General features: G+C 66.1%; 16 protein-coding genes. 10 read left to right on the top strand and 6 right to left on the bottom strand.

Features of this window, described 5'->3' with window-relative positions; genetic code table 11:
• Positions 1-2: 2 nt before the first annotated feature.
• Complete coding sequence (locus WDB71_RS03900) at positions 3-1,439, bottom strand: PLP-dependent aminotransferase family protein (RefSeq protein WP_341503330.1); 1,437 nt, start codon at positions 1,437-1,439, stop codon at positions 3-5.
• Between the two features lie 83 nt (positions 1,440-1,522).
• Here WDB71_RS03900 and WDB71_RS03895 point away from each other — a divergent pair, with 83 nt between their 5' ends.
• Complete coding sequence (locus WDB71_RS03895) at positions 1,523-2,764, top strand: protein-disulfide reductase DsbD domain-containing protein (protein WP_341503329.1); 1,242 nt, start codon at positions 1,523-1,525, stop codon at positions 2,762-2,764.
• A 245-nt stretch (positions 2,765-3,009) separates the two neighbouring features.
• Positions 3,010-4,446 carry a protein-disulfide reductase DsbD gene (dsbD, locus tag WDB71_RS03890; protein ID WP_341503327.1) on the top strand — a complete coding sequence of 479 codons (1,437 nt, stop codon included), beginning with the start codon at positions 3,010-3,012 and terminating at the stop codon, positions 4,444-4,446.
• Positions 4,447-4,503: 57 nt separating this feature from the next.
• Here the strand turns inward: dsbD and dnaJ are convergent, their stop codons facing one another.
• The 3 genes from dnaJ to grpE form a co-directional block, all read right to left on the bottom strand.
• Positions 4,504-5,643: a molecular chaperone DnaJ gene (dnaJ, locus tag WDB71_RS03885; protein ID WP_341503326.1), complete on the bottom strand. Its 1,140-nt coding sequence runs from the start codon at positions 5,641-5,643 to the stop codon at positions 4,504-4,506.
• Positions 5,644-5,707: 64 nt separating this feature from the next.
• Complete coding sequence (gene dnaK, locus WDB71_RS03880; protein WP_341503325.1) at positions 5,708-7,630, bottom strand: molecular chaperone DnaK; 1,923 nt, start codon at positions 7,628-7,630, stop codon at positions 5,708-5,710.
• A gap of 182 nt (positions 7,631-7,812) precedes the next feature.
• Positions 7,813-8,367 carry a nucleotide exchange factor GrpE gene (grpE, locus tag WDB71_RS03875; protein ID WP_341503324.1) on the bottom strand — a complete coding sequence of 185 codons (555 nt, stop codon included), beginning with the start codon at positions 8,365-8,367 and terminating at the stop codon, positions 7,813-7,815.
• A gap of 113 nt (positions 8,368-8,480) precedes the next feature.
• Between grpE and nadK the strand changes: the two genes are divergently transcribed.
• The 3 genes from nadK to bamE all read left to right on the top strand — a co-directional run bounded on the left by nadK (position 8,481) and on the right by bamE (position 11,499).
• Entirely contained in the window at positions 8,481-9,359 is an 879-nt protein-coding gene (gene nadK / locus WDB71_RS03870) for an NAD(+) kinase (protein ID WP_341503323.1), read from the top strand.
• A gap of 67 nt (positions 9,360-9,426) precedes the next feature.
• On the top strand, positions 9,427-11,091 hold the full coding sequence (recN, locus tag WDB71_RS03865) for a DNA repair protein RecN (protein WP_341503322.1): 1,665 nt from the start codon (positions 9,427-9,429) through the stop codon (positions 11,089-11,091).
• A 72-nt stretch (positions 11,092-11,163) separates the two neighbouring features.
• A complete protein-coding gene (bamE, locus tag WDB71_RS03860; protein WP_341503321.1) occupies positions 11,164-11,499 on the top strand; it encodes an outer membrane protein assembly factor BamE in 336 nt (111 codons plus the stop codon).
• A gap of 46 nt (positions 11,500-11,545) precedes the next feature.
• Here bamE and WDB71_RS03855 read toward each other — a convergent pair whose 3' ends face one another.
• A complete protein-coding gene (locus WDB71_RS03855; protein ID WP_341503320.1) occupies positions 11,546-11,899 on the bottom strand; it encodes an RnfH family protein in 354 nt (117 codons plus the stop codon).
• Positions 11,889-12,320: a type II toxin-antitoxin system RatA family toxin gene (locus WDB71_RS03850; protein WP_341503319.1), complete on the bottom strand. Its 432-nt coding sequence runs from the start codon at positions 12,318-12,320 to the stop codon at positions 11,889-11,891. Before WDB71_RS03850 ends, WDB71_RS03855 begins: the two co-directional genes overlap by 11 nt.
• A 106-nt stretch (positions 12,321-12,426) precedes the next feature.
• Between WDB71_RS03850 and smpB the strand changes: the two genes are divergently transcribed.
• The 5 genes from smpB (at position 12,427) to WDB71_RS03825 (ending at position 18,002) form a co-directional block, all read left to right on the top strand.
• Positions 12,427-12,903 carry an SsrA-binding protein SmpB gene (gene smpB / locus WDB71_RS03845; protein ID WP_341503318.1) on the top strand — a complete coding sequence of 159 codons (477 nt, stop codon included), beginning with the start codon at positions 12,427-12,429 and terminating at the stop codon, positions 12,901-12,903.
• Between the two features lie 62 nt (positions 12,904-12,965).
• Positions 12,966-14,921, top strand: coding sequence for a hypothetical protein (locus tag WDB71_RS03840; protein WP_341503317.1), 1,956 nt, complete (start codon positions 12,966-12,968; stop codon positions 14,919-14,921).
• Between the two features lie 80 nt (positions 14,922-15,001).
• Positions 15,002-15,862 carry a putative selenate ABC transporter substrate-binding protein gene (locus WDB71_RS03835; protein ID WP_341503316.1) on the top strand — a complete coding sequence of 287 codons (861 nt, stop codon included), beginning with the start codon at positions 15,002-15,004 and terminating at the stop codon, positions 15,860-15,862.
• Positions 15,859-16,524, top strand: coding sequence for an ATP-binding cassette domain-containing protein (locus WDB71_RS03830; protein ID WP_341503315.1), 666 nt, complete (start codon positions 15,859-15,861; stop codon positions 16,522-16,524). Before WDB71_RS03835 ends, WDB71_RS03830 begins: the two co-directional genes overlap by 4 nt.
• Positions 16,524-18,002: a hypothetical protein gene (locus WDB71_RS03825; protein WP_341503314.1), complete on the top strand. Its 1,479-nt coding sequence runs from the start codon at positions 16,524-16,526 to the stop codon at positions 18,000-18,002. The genes WDB71_RS03830 and WDB71_RS03825 overlap by 1 nt, the downstream gene beginning before the upstream one ends.
• Positions 18,003-18,050 lie beyond the last annotated feature (48 nt).

Below are 18,050 nucleotides of genomic sequence, written 5' to 3'. Positions count from 1 at the left end.
CATCACAACTCTTCGGCCAGGGCGGCCTTGAGCAGGGCCATGGCCTCGTCGATGTCCTCCAGGGCGATGGGGCCAAGGCCCAGCAACAGGTGGCGGGGGCGAGCCCCTTGGGCCAGGCCGAAAGGCCCGCTGTGGCTGACATTGACTCCCGCTTGCCTGGCCCTGGCCACCAGGGCGTCCAGATCCAGCCCGGGCTCGGCCAGCAGCGCCATGTGCACCCCGGCCAGCAAGGGCACGGGGGCAAGCCAGGGGCAGTCGGCCAGGGCCCGACACACCGCCTGGTGCTTGGCCCGGTAGAGACGATTCATGGCCCTGATATGACGCCTCAGGGCCCCCTGGCGGATAAAATCGGCCAGGGCCGCCTGGGCCACCAGGGGGCTGTGCAGATCCGCCGCCTGGCGGGCCAGCACCAGAGGCTGCACCAGCCAGTCCGGCACGATCAGAAAGCCCAGCCGCAGATCCCCGAACATGCACTTGGAAAAGGTGCCGACGTAGAGCACCCGGCCGTCCTTATCCAGGGTCTGCAAGGCGTCTATGGGCTGGCCGCTCAGTTGGAACTCGGCATCGTAGTCGTCTTCGATGATCAAAAAATCCTGCTGCCTGGCCTTTTGCAGCAGGGCCAGGCGGCGGCTCGCCGACATGGCGACCGTGGTGGGGAACTGGTGGGAAGGGGTGACATAGACCAGATCAACCCCCTCGGGCAGGGCCTCCACCACCAGGCCCTGGTCGTCTACCGGTACCTCCACCACCCTGGCCCCTGCCGCCAGGAAGGCCCGGCGGGCCATGGGATAGCCGGGAGACTCCATGGCCACCAGGGTGCGGCCCGGCTCGATAAGGCAGCCGCCGATCAGGCTGAAGCCCTGCTGGGCGCCGCTGCACACCAGCACCTGCCCCGGGGTGCAGGACACGGCCCTGGACTGGGACACGAAAGAGGCGATAAGGGTGCGCAGGGGCGGGTAACCGGCCCAGTCCATCTCCAGGCCCTGGGTTTCGAACTGGCGCAGGGCCCTGGCCTGGCAACGGCGCCAGTGGTCGAAGGGAAAGCGGGACAGATCGGCGGCCCCCAGGGCAAAGTCGTAACGCAGCGGCGCTGCCGGCGGCGCGAACAGGGGCAGCCCGCTCCAGAGCCCCTTGAGCCAGTGGCCCGCCTCGGGCCGCCCCGGCTCCTGGCTGGGCGGCAGGGCCAGGTCGTTGACCTGGGTGCCGCTGCCAGGCTTGGTGCGCAGCAGCCCCTCGCTGGCCAGCTGCTCGTAGACCTGCATCACCGTATTGCGCGACACGCCCAGCCGTGCCGCCAGCTGGCGGCTGGAGGGCAGCAGGGTGCCGGCCTTGAGGCGCCCCTCGAAGATGGCCTGGCTCAGCTGCCGCTGCAGCTGCACCCGCAGCGGTTCGGGCCCCTGGCGGTCCAGGTGCAGATTCAGGCCAAAAACTGGATCCATGAAATTATCCTTCATTGGCACTCTCAGGGTACCAATATAAATGCGATCCTTCGGTCATCCCAAACCGAAACGAGGACATTCCCATGGTGATCTGGCAACGCCTCCTGACCGCCCTCTGCCTGCTGTGCAGTGCAGCGGCCCTGGCCCAGGACAACGCCTACCGGCATATCCCCCTCAAGCGCTTCAACGACCAGGCCCCCGTGACCCTGGCCAGCCTGCCCCAGGGCAAGCCCCTTTACCTGAAGTTCTGGGCCAGCTGGTGCCAGCCCTGCCTGGAGCAGATGCCGCACTTCGAGCACGCCTACCAGCGCTACCAGGACAAGCTCAACGTACTGGCCCTGAACATCAACATCAACGAGTCCAGGGACGCCATCGACAAGGTGGTGGAACGCTATGGGCTCCATATTCCCATCTGGCTCGACAATGAAGGGGCCCTGGGCGTCGCCCTGGGGCTGGTGGGCACCCCCTATCATGTGCTGATCAATGCCCAGGGCCAGGTGGTCTACAGCACCCACGAGGCCGACGCCGAGCTGGATCGCCAGCTGGCGTTGCTGGCCGAGGGCAAGGCCCAGCCGTCCCTGGCCACCGCCGGCCTGGATCACGGCCAGGCCAGCCAGCAGCTGGCCCCCTGGCTGCAAGGGGAAAAGCTGCTGTTCTTTACCGCCACCTGGTGCGACTGGTACCTGGCGGACAGCAGGCCAGCCATGGCCCAGCGCTGCACCCGGGCCCAGCAAGGCCTCAACGCCCTGACGGCGGCCCTGCCCAACCGCCCCTGGCAGGTGCTGGTCAACCACCTTTGGACGGACCAGGCGGCGGTGCAGGAATTCAGGGACAAGTACCAGCTGCGCCAGCCCATCCAGATAGACGAGATGGGCCTGCTGTTCCACCACTTCGCCATCCGCGACATCCCCACCCTGCTCTGGGTCAAGGACGGCCAGGTGCTGGCCAGGATCACCGACTTTGACGACCGGGCGGCCCTGGTCAAGCAGCTGAGCGCCGCCAAGCCGGATTTCCTGCCGGTGGATAAGGCCTTTGCCCTGAGCAGCAAGCGCGACGGCGACCAGCTGGTGCTGACCTGGGACATCGCCGATGGCTACTACCTCTACCAGGATCAGCTCCAGCTGAGCGCCGGGGGCCGGCCCCTGGCCATTAGCTACCCCGAGGCCCTGACTCACCAAGACCCTTACTTCGGCACCAGCCGCATCTACCGCCGGCAGCTGCGCCTCAAGGTGCCCCTGGCCCGGGATCTGCAGCTGAAGGTGCGCTTCAGGGGCTGCGCCGACGCCGGCCTTTGCTACCCCCCCGCCAGTCGCACCCTGCCCTGACCGCCTTTGCCAGGCAGAGCCCCGCCAAGGCGGGGCTCTGCCTGGACCATGGGCATCAGGGCCCTTCGCCGCTGTCGCCTCACCAAGCCCGAAGCGGTGGAAAGAAGCAAAGCTCGATGGGCCAGCCACCTCAAGGCGTCTGGCCGATCCCGGGAGCAGCTCATCGTCGAGCCGTATCCCCATGAGACACCGGAGGTCCTGGCACTGCCGGTTTGCCCGAGCCGGCTGCAAGAGGAAACACCACCATGAAAGCACTCTGGATCACATTGCTGTTGTTGCTGGGCCCGCTGCCGCCGGTCCAGGCCGCCAACCCGCTGCTGGCCAACCCGCTGCTGCAGAGCGAAGAGTCCGAAATCCTGCCCGTAGCTCCGGTGGCCATGACCGTCACGGCACCGGCCGCCGGCCAATCCTCCGGCGCCGCCCAGAGCGAGCAGGATCGCCTGGCCGGCATGCTGGCCGGCTCCAGCCTGGCCCTGACCCTGGCCGCCTTCTTCGGCGCCGGCCTGCTGATCGCCTTCACCCCCTGTGTCTTCCCCATGTACCCCATACTCACCGGCATCATCGCCGGGGCCGGCAGCAAGCTGAGCACCGGCCGGGCCTTCAGCCTCTCCTTCCTCTACGTGCAGGGCATGGCCATCACCTATACCGCCCTTGGCCTGGTGGTGGCCAGCGCCGGCGCCCAGGTCCAGGCCGCCTTCCAGCACCCGGCCATACTGGTGGCGCTGTCGCTGCTGTTCGTGGTGCTGGCGGCGGCCATGTTCGGCCTGTTCAACCTGCAGCTGCCCTCCGGCCTCCAGGAACGCCTCAACGCCATCTCCAACAAGCAAAAGGGCGGCTCCATGGCCGGCGTGCTGGTGATGGGGGTGATCTCCGGCCTGGTGGCCAGCCCCTGTACCACGGCGCCTTTGACCGGCGCCCTGCTCTATGTGGCCCAGAGCGGCGACATGGTGCTGGGCGGCCTGGCCCTCTATGCCCTGTCCATGGGCATGGGCCTGCCGCTGCTGCTGCTGGGCACCTCCGGCGGCAAGCTGCTGCCAAGGGCCGGCGCCTGGATGGAGACCATCAAGCACCTGTTCGGCTTCATGCTGCTGGCGGTGCCGGTGCTGCTGCTGGGCCGGCTGCTCCCCGAGTGGAGCGAAAACCTGCTGTGGGCGGCGCTGCTGCTGGTCGCCTTCAGCTACCTGGCCCAGGCCAACAGCACCAGCCGGGGCGGCTTCTGGAAGGGGGCCCGCACCCTGGCGATCTTCCTGGGCCTGTTCAGCGGCGCCGTGCTGGGCTACCGCACCCTGTTCCCCCCTGCCGCCGTGCAGCAGGCCGAGCAACACGGCCAGTTCCAGAAGGTCCGCAACCTGGCCGAGATGCAGCAGGTGATCGCCGCCGCCAGTGCCCAGGGCAAGCCGGTGATGGTGGACTTCTATGCCGACTGGTGCGTGGCCTGCAAGGAATTCGAGAAGTACACCTTCACCGACCCCAGGGTGCAGGCCCGCTTCAAGGACATGGTGCTGGTGCAGACCGACGTCACCGACAACACCGAGCAGGACATCGAAATGATGAACCACTATCAGGTGCTGGGCCTGCCCACCCTGCTGTTCTTCGACGGCCAGGGCCAGGAGCTGAAGACGCTGCGGGTAACCGGCTTCCAGAAGGCGGACCGCTTCCTGGAGACCCTGGCCAGGCTCTGACAGAGCTGGCCACATAAAAAAGGCGCCCAAGAGGGCGCCTTTTTCATTCCGTCAGCCTCAGCTGGACAGGTCGTCGAAGAAGCGTTTCACGCCGTCGAAGAAGCCTTCCGCCTTGGGCTTGTGGCGCTTGGCGGATTCACCGGTGAGGCTCTGCTCCAACTTCTCCAGCAGCTCGCGCTGCTCGTCGGTGAGCTTGACCGGGGTCTCGACCACCACCTTGACCAGCAGATCGCCCAGGGCGCCGCTGCGCACCGACTGCACGCCCTTGCCGCGCAGGCGGAACATGCGGCCGGTCTGGGTCTCCGGCTGGATCTTCAGCTTGACCCGGCCGTCCAGGGTCGGCACCTCGATCTCGCCACCCAGGGCGGCGGTGGTGAAGCTGATCGGCACCTCGCAGTAGAGGTTGTTGCCGTCGCGGACGAAGATCGGGTGGTCCTTGACGTGCACCTGCACATAGAGATCGCCGGCGGGGGCGCCGAACTGGCCCGCTTCCCCTTCGCCGCCCAGGCGGATGCGGTCGCCGGTGTCCACCCCGGCGGGGATCTTGACGTTGAGGGTCTTGGTCTTCTGCTTGCGGCCCTGGCCGTGGCAGTCGCTGCAGGGCTCGTCTATGGTCTTGCCCTTGCCGTGACAGACCGGACAGGTCTGCTGCACCGCAAAGAAGCCCTGGCGCATCTGCACCTGACCCTGGCCGTGGCAGGTGCCACAGGTGGTGGCGCTGGTGCCGGGCTTGGCGCCGGAGCCGTCGCAGGTATCGCAGTGCACATAGGTGGGCACCTTGATCTCCTTGGAGACGCCCTTGACGGCCTCCTCCAGGCTCAGCTCCATGTTGTAGCGCAGGTCGGCGCCACGGGCCTGGCGATGGCCACCACCGCGGCGGCCGCCACCAAAGATGTCGCCGAAGACGTCGCCGAAGATGTCGTTGAAGTCGGCACCACCGCCGAAGCCACCGGCGCCACCGCCCATGTTGGGATCGATGCCGGCATGGCCGTAGCGGTCGTAGGCAGCCTTCTTGTCGGGATCGGTGAGCACCTCATAGGCGGCCTTGACCTCCTTGAAGGTGGCCTCGGCCTCGGCGTCACCCGGGTTGCGGTCCGGGTGGTACTTCATGGCGAGCTTCTTGTAGGCGCGCTTGATGGTGCGCTCGTCGGCGCCCTTGTCCACGCCCAGTACTTCGTATAAATCGCGCTTCGACATAGTGTCCTATCCGGTTAAACGACCAAGGGGCGCCGAGGGCGCCCCAACCTAAGAGGTTGCCCTCTTACTTCTTGTCGTCTTTGACCTCTTCGAACTCGGCGTCGACCACGTCGTCACCACCCTGCTGCTGGTCGGCCTGCTCGGCAGAGCCTGCGGCCTGCTCCTGCTGCATCTTCTGCTGCAGGATTTCCATCAGCTTGCCGGAGGCTTCGATCAGGGCCAGCTGCTTGGCTTCGATCTCGGCCTTGTCGTCGCCCTTGAGGGCGGTTTCCAGCTCGCTGGCCGCGGCTTCGATCTTCTGCTTGTCGTCCTCGCCCAGGGCCTCGCCGGCTTCCTCGACCTGCTTGCGGGTACCGTGCAGCAGGGCGTCGGCCTGGTTGCGGGTGGCCACCAGCTCCTCGAATTTCTTGTCCTCGGCGGCATGGGCCTCGGCGTCGCGCACCATCTTTTCGACTTCCTCGTCGGACAGGCCGGAGTTGGCCTTGATGGTGATCTTCTGTTCCTGGCCGGTGTTCTTGTCCTTGGCGGACACGTGCAGGATGCCGTCGGCGTCGATGTCGAAGGTCACCTCGATCTGGGGCATGCCGCGCGGGGCGGGCTGAATGCCTTCCAGGTTGAACTGGCCCAGGGACTTGTTGTCGGCGCTGCGCTTGCGCTCACCCTGCAGCACGTGCACGGTCACCGCGGACTGGTTGTCCTCGGCGGTGGAGAACACCTGGCTCTGCTTGGTGGGGATGGTGGTGTTCTTCTCGATGAGCTTGGTCATCACGCCACCCATGGTTTCGATCCCCAGGGACAGCGGGGTCACGTCCAGCAGCAGCACGTCCTTGACGTCACCGGCCAGGACGCCGCCCTGTACGGCGGCACCGGCGGCCACGGCTTCGTCGGGGTTGACGTCCTTGCGGGGCTCCTTGCCGAAGAAGTCGGTCACGGCCTGCTGCACCATGGGCATGCGGGTCTGGCCACCGACCAGGATCACCTCGTCGATGTCGGAGGCGCTCAGGCCGGCATCAGCCAGGGCCACCTTGCAGGGCTCCATGGAGCGCACGACCAGATCTTCCACCAGGGATTCCAGCTTGGAGCGGGTCACCTTGATGTTCATGTGCTTGGGACCGCTGGCGTCGGCGGTGATGTACGGCAGGTTGACGTCGGTCTGCTGGGCGGAAGACAGCTCGCACTTGGCCTTCTCGGCGGCTTCCTTGAGGCGCTGTAGGGCCAGCTGGTCGTTGGTCAGGTCAACGCCCTGCTCCTTCTTGAACTCGTCAACCAGGTAGTTGATCAGGCGGTTGTCGAAGTCCTCACCACCCAGGTGGGTGTCACCATTGGTGGCCAGCACCTCGAAGGTGTGCTCGCCGTCCATCTCGTCGATTTCGATGATGGAGATGTCGAAGGTACCGCCACCGAGATCGTAGACGGCGATCTTCTGGTCGCCCTTCTTCTTGTCCAGGCCGTAGGCCAGGGCCGCGGCGGTAGGCTCGTTGATGATGCGCTTGACCTCGAGACCGGCGATCTTGCCGGCATCCTTGGTGGCCTGGCGCTGGGCGTCGTTGAAGTAGGCCGGCACCGTGATGACGGCTGCGGTCACGGGCTCGCCCAGGTAGTCCTCGGCGGACTTCTTCATCTTCTTCAGCACTTCGGCGGAGATCTGCGGCGGCGCCAGCTTGTTGCCCTTGGCTTCGACCCAGGCGTCGCCGTTGTCGGCCTGGATGATGGAGAACGGCATGATCTTCACGTCGCGCTGCACTTCTTCGTCGGTGAAGCGGCGGCCGATCAGGCGCTTGATGGCGAACAGGGTGTTCTTGGGATTGGTCACGGCCTGGCGCTTGGCGGACTGGCCAACCAGGGTCTCACCTTCTTCCGTATAGGCGATGATGGAAGGGGTGGTGCGGGCACCCTCGGCATTTTCGATAACGCGCGCCTTGTCGCCATCCATGATGGCCACACAGGAGTTGGTGGTACCCAGGTCAATACCGATGATCTTACCCATGTTACGTCTCCAAAATTCTCTGGTTTGGACTCTTATCGGCTCATATGAGGGCGCTTTTGGGGTTTTCAAGCCCCTGAGCCGAATTGCCTTTGCCTTGCTAGATGGGGTGACCCCCAGGGCATTTCAAGGGCCAAAAATGAAAAAAACCCGGCGTTTGCCGGGTTTTTCGCCAATGGGCCGGCTCAGCCCTGGCTGACCATGACCATGGCCGGGCGCACCAGGCGGCCGTTGAGGCTGTAGCCCTTCTGCATCACGGCGATGACGGTGTTGGCCGGGTGCTCTTCGCTCGGCTGCATGGCCATGGCCTGGTGCAGCTCCGGGTTGAAGGGTTGGCCGGCGGGATCGATCTGCTCGACGCCATACTTCTGGACGGTATCCAGGAAGGATTTCAGGGTCAGCTCCAGGCCTTCGACCATGGCCTTGCCGGCCTCGTCTTCCTTGCTGGACAGTTCCAGGGCCCGCTCCAGGGAATCGATCACCGGCAGCAGGTCGGCGGCGAATTTCTCCAGGGCGAACTTGTGGGCCTTTTCCACGTCCTGGGCGGCGCGGCGGCGGATGTTCTCCACCTCGGCGCGGGCACGCAGCATTTCCTCGTTCTGGGCCTGCACTTCCGCCTCCAGGCGGGCCACATCGGCGGCCAGATCCACGTCCATCTCGGTGTGGGACTCGGTTTCCTGAACGTCCTGCTCGGTGTTCAGTTGGGCTTCCTGTTCTTCGACCTTCTGCTTGTCGGTCATCAATCTGTCTCCAAGGTACGGCTGAATGCTGCCTATTATGGGGGCGCCCCGGCCAGTTTCAAGGCCTGCCATTGGCGGGTATACTGCCAGGGAGAATGCCATGGAAGCTGCCCATGAAACGCCCCTTCGAGACCATCGCCCTGATCGGCAAACCCCACCACGACGGCGCCAACCAGACCCTGACCGCCCTGTACGGCTTCCTGAGGGACCAGGGCTACAACCTGCTGGTGGAGCAGAAGACCGCCGAGCAGCTGGATATCGACTCCGACCACATCCGGGATCTGGTGGCCATAGGCCGCGAGGCGGACCTGGCCATAGTGGTGGGCGGCGACGGCAACATGCTGGGGGCGGCCCGGGTGCTGGCCCGCTACAAGGTGGCGGTGATCGGCGTCAACCGCGGCAACCTGGGCTTCTTGACCGATCTGGATCCCGACAACTTCCAGGCCCCCCTGGCCGAGGTGCTGGCCGGCAAGTACCAGACCGAGCACCGCTTCCTGCTGGAGGCGGAGGTGCGCCGCCACGGCCGGATCCAGGCCTCCAACAGCGCCGTCAACGAAGTGGTACTGCACCCGGGCAAGGTGGCGCACATGATCGAGTTCTCGGTCAGCATCGACGAGCAGTTCGTCTATTCCCAGCGTTCCGACGGCCTGATCGTCTCCACCCCCACCGGCTCCACCGCCTATTCCCTGTCCAGCGGCGGCCCCATCATCCACCCCAGGATGGACGCCATAGTGCTGGTGCCCATGTTCCCCCATACCCTGTCCAGCCGGCCCATAGTGGTGGAGGGCAACAGCCTGATCACCCTGGTGGTGACCTCCGAGACCGAGGAGTTGCAACTGTCCTGCGACGGCCAGATCTCGCTGTCGGTGCACAGCGGCGACGAGGTGCGGATCCAGAAGAGCGCCCTGCCCCTGAAGCTGATCCACCCGCCCGGCTACGACTACTACCACGTGCTGCGCAGCAAGCTGGGCTGGAGCTCCAGGCTTTTTTGACAACGGCCTCTTTACTGTATAAAAAAACAGCCTATACTGGATGCCAATACAGTATCGAGGCTTGGCCATGCTCACACAGCTCACCGTCAGCAACTTTGCCATCGTCCGTTTCCTGGAACTGGATTTCCACGGCGGCTTGACCAGCATCACGGGTGAAACCGGTGCCGGTAAGTCCATCGCCATAGACGCCCTGGGGCTTTGCCTGGGCGACAGGGCCGAAGGCGCCATGGTCAGGCCAGGCGCCGACAAGGCCGAGGTCTCGGCCCGCTTCTCGCTGGCCGCCCTGCCCCAGGCCAGGGCCTGGCTGCAAGGCCAGGAGCTGGATGAGGAAGACGACTGTATCATCCGCCGCACCGTCACCAGCGAGGGCCGCTCCCGGGCCTATATCAACGGCCAGCCGGTGCCGGTATCCCAGCTCAAGCAGCTGGGCGCCCTGCTGGTGAACATCCACGGCCAGCACGCCCACCATGCCCTGCTGAAAAGCGACACCCAGCTCAAGCTGCTGGACGGCTATGCCGGCCACCAGGAGCTGCTGGAAGCGGTACGCCAGAGCTGGCGCAGCCTCAAGGCCACCCAGGAAGAGCTTGACGGCCTGCGCGCCAGCGAGGCCCAGCGCGAGGCCCGCCGCCAGCTGCTGGAATACCAGGTGGAGGAGCTGGACCAGTTCGCCCTGGAAGAGGGCGAATACCAGCAGATAGAGGAAGAACACCATCGCCAGGCCAATGCCGCCAACCTGATCCAGGGCTCCGGGCTGTGCCTGGACATGCTCAGCCAGAACGACGAGGTCAATGCCGCCGATCTGCTGCGCCAGGTGCTGGACCGCCTTTACCCGCTCAGGGACACCGACGAGGCCCTGGCGCCCGTGGTGGATCTGCTGCTGGAGGCCCAGGTACAGCTGGACGAGGCGGCCTCGGAGCTGGAGCGCTACCAGCAGCGCCTGGAGATCGACCCCGAGCGCTTCCAGGAGCTGGAGTCACGCATGGGCAAGGCCATCGAGCTGGCCCGCAAGCACAAGGTGCCACCGGCCCGGCTGCCCGAACAGCACCAGCGGCTGGCCGACGAGCTCAAGGCCCTGTCCGATGACCACCAGCGCCTGGATGAACTGGAAACGGAGCTGGAAAAGTGCCGTGGGCACTACCACCAGCAGGCCCTGAAGCTGAGCCAGAGCCGCATCCGACACGGCAAGGCCCTGGCCAAGGCCACCCAGGCGGCGGTGCGGGAGCTGGCCCTGCCCCACGCGGTATTTGCCATCAAGGTCGAGCACCAGCAGGAGGCCGCGCCCTCGCCCCTGGGCCTGGATAGGATCAGCTTCGAGGTCACCACCAACCCGGGCCAGCCCCTGGCCCCCATGGCCAAGGTGGTGTCCGGCGGCGAGCTGTCGCGCATCGGCCTGGCCCTGCAGGTGCTGACCGCCCAGCAGAGCAACACCCCCACCCTGATCTTCGACGAGGTGGACGTGGGCATCTCAGGCCCCACCGCCCTGGTGGTGGGCAAGCTGCTGCGCCGCCTGGGGGAAAAGACCCAGGTGATGTGCGTAACCCACCTGCCCCAGGTGGCGGGCCAAGGCCACCAGCAGATGTTCGTGCAGAAGGAAACCAAGGCCGGCCAGACCGAGACCCTCATGCAGGCCCTGGATCAGGAGCAGCGCATCACCGAGCTGGCCCGTTTGCTGGGCGGCGATGCCATCAGCGAAGCCAGCCGCGCCAATGCCAGGGAACTTTTGTCCCTGTAGGGGCTCTGTTGCTGCATGACCATGGCCGGGTTAGACTGCCCGGCAGAACGCAACAAGAGACGGAACAGAAGAATGCGCAAGCTGTTGATGGTACTGGGACTGGGCATGGCCCTGAGCGGTTGTGGCCTGATCTACAAGATTGACGTGGCCCAGGGCAACTACCTGGAGCAGGAACAGATCGACAAGCTCAGGGCCGGCATGACCAAGGAACAGGTACAGTTTGTGCTGGGCACGCCCCTGCTCAGGGACAGCTTCGACGCCAACACCTGGTACTACAAGTACGCCTTTCGCAGCGGCAAGGGCAAGCTGACCGAGAAGGAGCTCAAGGCCCGCTTCGACGACAGCGGCAAGCTGCTCAGCCTGGAAGGCGAGGACTTCGAACTGCCCACCGGCTTCACCGGCAACTGAGCCGCTCCGCGACAAGAAACGCCGCCTGTTGAGGCGGCGTTTTTTTTTAGTCGTCCTTGGCCCGCAGGGGATTGGGGCGGCCTCCCGTGGTCTTGTCGGCCCGGCCTTCCTCCTTGGCCCGCTCGGCCCGGCGGCGGCGGGCCTCCTTGGGATCGGCCAGCAGTGGCCGGTAGATCTCGATACGGTCGCCGTCCCTGACCTTGTCGCTGAGCTTGCAGGCCCGGGACCAGATCCCGACATCGTTCTTGTCCAGGTCTATCTCGGGAAAGCGGCCCAGGATGCCGCTGCGCTCGATGACCTCCTGCACCCTGGCCCCCTCGGCCACCTTCAGGGCCAGCAGGGCCTGGCGGTCCGGCAGCGCGAACACCACTTCCACGGTGATCAGCTTCTCAGTCACCATACACCTCCCTGGCCCTTTGGCTGAAGGCGCCCACCATGGCCTTGGTGAGCTGTTCGAAGATGCCGCCGAAGGCCATCGCCACCAGCGGCGAGCTGAAGGCAAAATCCAGCTCCAGCTGTACCGTGCAGCCGCCGCCCTTGGGCAGGAAGTGCCAGCAGCCCCTGAGGTAACGGAAGGGTCCGTTGACCAGCTCCATGTCGATTCGCTCGTCGGCCACCAGGCTGTTGCGGGTGGTAAAGGCCTTGCGGATGGGCCCCTTGGCCACCTCGACGGTGGCGGTCATGGCCTTGTCGCTCCGGTTCAAGACCCGGGTGGCCACACAGCCCGGCAGGAAGGCCGGATAAGACGGCACGTCATTGACCAGGGCATACATCTGCGCTGGGGAATAAGGTACGTCGGCCTGACGTCTGATCACCGGCATGGCGGCTCCTGAAGTGGCTTTGGGGCGCATTTTATCACTTGTCGCCAGGCCTGGCACCACGGCAAAATGCCATGCAAATGATTCCCTTATCCGTATAATGCGCCCCATGACCAAGAAGAAAGCGCTTAAAGGGGGCGACAACACCATCGCCCTCAACAAACGTGCCCGCCACGACTACTTCATCGAAGAAACCTTCGAGGCCGGTCTGAGCCTGCAGGGCTGGGAAGTCAAATCCCTGCGCGCCGGCAAGGGCAATATCTCCGAAAGCTATGTGATCCTGAAAAACGGCGAGGCCTTCCTGGTCGGCGCCCAGATCCAGCCCCTGAGCGCCGCCTCCACCCATGTGGTGGCCGATCCCACCCGCACCCGCAAGCTGCTGCTCAACAAGCGCGAGCTGGAGCGCCTCTACGGCCAGGTGGAGCAAAAGGGCAAGACGGTGGTCGCCCTCAAGCTGTACTGGAGCCGGGCCTGGGTGAAGGCCTCCATCGGCATCGCCACCGGCAAGAAGTCCCACGACAAGCGTGCCGACATCAAGGACAGGGACTGGCAGCGGGAAAAAGCCCGGGTCATGAAGCGCGGCTGACGGGCGGGGCCGCCCCTTCTTGGCTAATCTTTTCAGGTGAATAGGCTCACTTAGGGAAGATCATGGCCAGGTCCGGGCGGCCACAGCTGGGAAAGCGCCTCCTCCTCTACATCCTGTTGCTGTTCCCCCTGCCGGTGCTGTTGCAGGCCCTGGCCGGCTACCAGTTGCTGGACGGCCACCTGGACAAGGAGCTGGAGGCCGAGCTGGCCAGGACGGAGCGCCAGGTCAGTGAGCGCTTCGCCATCTTCGATGCCCTGATGGACGGCATGGAGGCCGAACTCAACGCCCGTTTCGCCCGGGATCTGCCGGCCCTCACCGACGCCCTGCTCGCCGAGCCCCAGCCCCTTCACGAGATCCCCCCCAAACGCCTGACCGAGCTGGCCGAACGCTTCGGCTTCCACCATGTCTACGTGATCCGCCGCGACACCCAGGTGGTGAACACCAACTTCGCGCCGGATCTGCACTTCCGCCTGGCCGATGTCTCAGACGCCCTGGCCGACCACCTGGAAGGCATCTACGGCAGTGGCCGGGTGTTCACCGATCGCATCGGCATTTCCGACCAGACCGGCATCATCAAGAAATACGCCTACTTCAGCCCCCCAGGTGCCGACTACATCATCGAGATCGACCTGGATTTCAAGGTCTACCTCAGTCAGCGCTATGGCGCCGATCTGGCCGATTTCCTGTTTCGCGACCTGTTCGAAAAGCTGCTCGATGGCGAGGCCATACTCCAGGATCTGGGCCTGCACCTGATCCTGGACGACAAGGTGTTCCGCTTCGCCGGCAACGACTTCATCCTGCCCCAGTCGCTGTTGGCCAGGCTGCAGGAAGGCGCAAGCGTCCGCCAGCACCAGGGCGATCGGCTGTTCCATTACCAGCCCATCGCCCTCACCCGTACCCGCTTCCAGAATTCCGACTACATGGTGCTGTCATCCAGCTATGACCTGGACGGCCTGGTGCAGATCAGGCGCAACCTGCTGCTGAGCACCGCTTTCGTCCTGATCGTCAGCCTGCTGCTGGGCCTGAAGGTGGCCCGGCACCTGTCACGCCACCACCTTGGCGCCCCCCTCACCGACATGGGCAAGGCCCTGAAGGGCTACCTCAGCGGCCGCAGCTGGCGTCCCCTGGAGCAGGGCAGCAGCCAGGAGGCCAACGAACTGGCCCAGGATCTCAATGCCCTGATCGCCCTCTGTGAAGAGCGGCTGGCCCGTGGCCAGGTTCAGCTGGAGGAGGCCGCCGAGGAATGCCACCGCCGCAACCAGGCCCTGCGCCAGCTGGAGAAACGCCTGCAGCTCTTCCACCAGGTGGCCGGCGAAGGCTTCTTCGATTTCCGCTTCGATCAGCCCCTCTACTACCAGTCCCAGCAGCACCGGGCCCTGCTCCATTTCGCCCCCGATGCCCATGTCAGCCTGCTGGACTGGCTGCGCCGCCTGCCGACGGCCACCCGGCGCCAGTTCATGGCGGCCCTGCACCGCCTCAAGCACGAAAGCGGCCCCCAGCAACTCACCTACCAGTGCCAGGACGACCAGGGCGCCCGTTTCTGGCTGCACAGCACCCTGGCGGCCCAGGTCGAAGGGGGCCGGCTGGTACGGCTCTACGGCTGCAGCCGCCCGGCCGACGGTGAGGTGGAAATGCAGGAGCACTATCAGCTCCTGCAGTGTGCCTTCGATGGCCGCGAGGGTATCGCCGTCTTTGACGATCAGGGCCTGTTGCGTCAGCACAACCCGGCCTTTGCCCGGGCCCTGGTGATGGGGGATATCCAGCTGATGCAGAGCGATGCCAGCAGCCTGGCCGAGCAGTGCCGGCTGGATCTGGCCCCCCTCCAGGCCCGCCTGGAAAAACAGGGCCAATGCAGCTGGGAAGGGGGACTGAGGCGGGCCGATGGCCAGCCCTTCCCCTGTCAGCTCAGGATCCGCCGCCTCGAGCTGGCCCAAGGCAGTGGCCACCGCTATGTGGTGCACCTGTGGGATATGTCCCTGCGGGAGCAGCGCCAACCCAGGCAGAGCGAAAGCGCCTGAAAGCGGCTTTTGTCCCCGACCCGGCGGCCACTTTTGGATATACTAGGCGCCGCCACGGAACCACTACCTGGGAGCCTCCCTTGAAAAAATTCGTCAGCCTGCTGACCTTCTGCCTGGCCGCCTTCGCCGCCCAGGCCGAGACCTTTGTGTTCACCGCCATCCCCGACCAGGACGAGCGCCAGCTCAACGAGCGCTTCGGCAAGGTCGCCTCCTACCTCAGCCAGGAGCTGGGCGTGGAGGTGAAATACGTGCCGGTGAAGAGCTACCCGGCCGCCGTCAGCGCCTTTCGCAACGACCAGGTGCAGCTGGCCTGGTTCGGCGGCCTGACCGGCGTCCAGGCCCGCCAGCTGGTGCCCGGCAGCCAAGCCATCGCCCAGGGCGTGGAAGACACCGCCTTCAAGAGCTACTTCATCGCCCATGCCGACACCGGTCTCGAGGCCGGCGACGCCTTCCCCAAGGCCATGGCCGGCAAGAGCTTCACCTTCGGCTCCAAGGGCTCCACCTCGGGCCGGCTGATGCCGGAATTCTACCTGCGCCAGCAGTTCGGCCAGGCCCCGGAGCAGATCTTTTCCCGGGTCGGCTTCTCCGGTGACCATTCCCGGACCATCGCCCTGGTCCAGTCCGGCGCCTACCAGCTCGGTGCCGTCAACTACGCGGTCTGGGACGCCGAGCTGGCCGCCGGCAAGATTGACCCCAGCAAGGTCAGGGTGATCTGGACCACCCCCAGCTACCCGGACTACCAGTGGACCATCCGCGGCGACGTGGACGCACGCTTCGGCCCGGGCTTCACCGCCAGGGTCAAGCAGGCACTGCTGGCCATGACAGCGCCCGAACTGCTGGCCGCCTTCCCCCGCAGCGGCTTCATTCCCGCCAGCAACCACGACTACAGCCCCATCCAGGAGACCGCCGTGGCCATCGGCATCATGGATCCCCAGCAATGACCCTGGAGGCCGGCCTCTTTCGCCTGCACCGGGCCGAGCTGGGTTACCAGGGCCAGGCCGTGCTTGAAGATCTGACCCTGGAGCTGGCCGCCGGTGAAAAGGTGGCCCTGCTGGGCCAGTCCGGCACCGGCAAGTCCACCCTGCTGCGCCAACTGCGCCAGCAGCGGCCGGAGCAGGTGGCCTGGTGCCCCCAGCAACCCGGCCTGGTACCCATGCTGTCGGCCTTCCACAACATCTACATGGGCCGGTTGCACCGCTATCCCTTCTGGTTCAACCTGGCCAACCTGATCCGCCCCCTGGCCGGCCCCAGGGCCGAGATCGCCGCCCTGGCCGACGAACTGGCCCTGGGCCACCGGCTCTGGCACAGGGCGGAGCGGCTCTCCGGCGGCCAGCAGAGCCGGGTCAGTCTGGGCCGGGCCCTGTACCAGCAGCGCCCGGTGTTCCTGGGCGACGAGCCGGTGTCGGCCCTGGACGAACAGCAGGCCGACCGGTTGCTGGCCCTCATCTGCCAACGCCACCAGACGGTAGTGCTGGCCCTGCACGATGTGGAGCTGGCGCTGCGCCACTGTGACCGCATCATCGGCCTCAAGCAGGGACGGATCGCCCTGGACGGCCCCAGCGGCGACTTCAGCGCCCAGCAGTTGCTGACCCTCTACGCCTGATGCCCGCATCCCGCACCGGCCGCTCCCCCTCCATGGTCAATACCAGTGTCCTGTTCCTGGTGCTGGCCCTGCTGTGCCTGCCCTGGGCCGACCTGCACGTTTCCACCCAGGATCCCTGGCTGGAGCTGGGCCGGCTGGGCCAGGGCCTGCTCAGCCCGACCCTGCCCTCCCCCGGCCTGCTGTTCCAGGCCCTGGCCAACACCCTGGCCTTCGCCCTGCAGGGGGTGGCCCTGGGCGTGGCCCTGGGGCTGGCCCTGGCCCTGGCTTACCGGCGCGGCTGGGTAAGGCGCCTGGCGGCCGGGCTGCGGGCCATCCACGAGCTGTTCTGGGCCCTGCTGTTCATCCAGCTGGTGGGCCTGTCGGCCCCGGCCGGGGTACTGGCCATCGCCCTGCCCTATGCCGGCACCTTCGCCAAGATCTACGGCGAGCTGTTCGAGGAGGCCGATCCCGCCCCCAGGGCGGCCCTGCCCCCTGGGGGCGGCGGCCTGTCCCTGGCCCTGTTCACCACTGTGCCCCAGAGCCTGCGGCACATGGCCAGCTACACCGCCTACCGCCTGGAGTGCGGCATCCGCAGCTCGGCGGTGCTGGGCTTCATCGGCCTGCCGACCCTGGGCTACCACCTGGAGTCCCTGCTGCGCCAGGGCCACTACGGCGAAGGCGCCAGCTACTTCTACGCCCTGCTGCTGATCATCGCCACCCTGAGATGGTGGCTGAGGCCGGCCCTGGTGCCCCTCTACCTGCTGGCGGCGCTCTGCTGGCTGCCGCCCGTGGCCGAACTCAACTGGACCCTGGTGGCCAACTTCATCGGCCACGATCTGGTGCCGGCACCGCTGCGCAGCGGCACCGAGCTGCTGCCCTGGCTGGCCGAACTCTGGCGGCATCAGCTCTGGCCTGGCCTGGCCAATACCCTGGTGCTGTCGCTGCTGGCGCTGCTGGCCACCGGCCTGCTGGCCCTGGCCTGGTTCCCCACCATCAGCCGCCACTTCGGCGGCCCGGCCCGGCGCAGTGCCAGCCACTTCCTGCTGGTGCTGATGCGCTCCCTGCCCGAATACCTGCTGGCCTTCGTCGGCATGCTGCTGTGGGGGCCCAGCATGCTGCCGGCCATCCTGGCCCTGGGGCTGCACAATGGCGCCATCATCGCCCACCTGGTGGGCCGCCATGCCGACGCCCTAAAGCTTCGCGAGGACGCCGCCACCGGCCTCAACCGCTACTGCTTCGAGGTGCTGCCCAGGCTGTACCGTTCCTTTCTGGCCTACAGCCTGTACCGCTTCGAGACCATCATCCGCGAAACCGCCATCCTTGGCATGCTGGGGATCCCCACCCTGGGCTTCTTCATCGACTCGGCCTTCGCCGAGTTCCGTTTCGACCGCGCCCTGGTGCTGCTGCTGGCCGCGGCGACCCTCAACATCGGTGTCGACGCCCTGGCCCGGTGGCTGCGCCGGCGCCTGCACCTCCACAGCCAGGCCGAGGCCCTGTAGCCCCCTTTCCCCGGAATAAACGGGCCTTGCCGTTGTCCAACTTTGTTG

This window comes from Gallaecimonas sp. GXIMD4217 (assembly GCF_038087665.1).
GTDB lineage: Bacteria > Pseudomonadota > Gammaproteobacteria > Enterobacterales > Gallaecimonadaceae > Gallaecimonas.
Note: the sequence above shows the minus strand (reverse complement) of the source record. Positions and strands in the feature narration are given on the sequence as shown.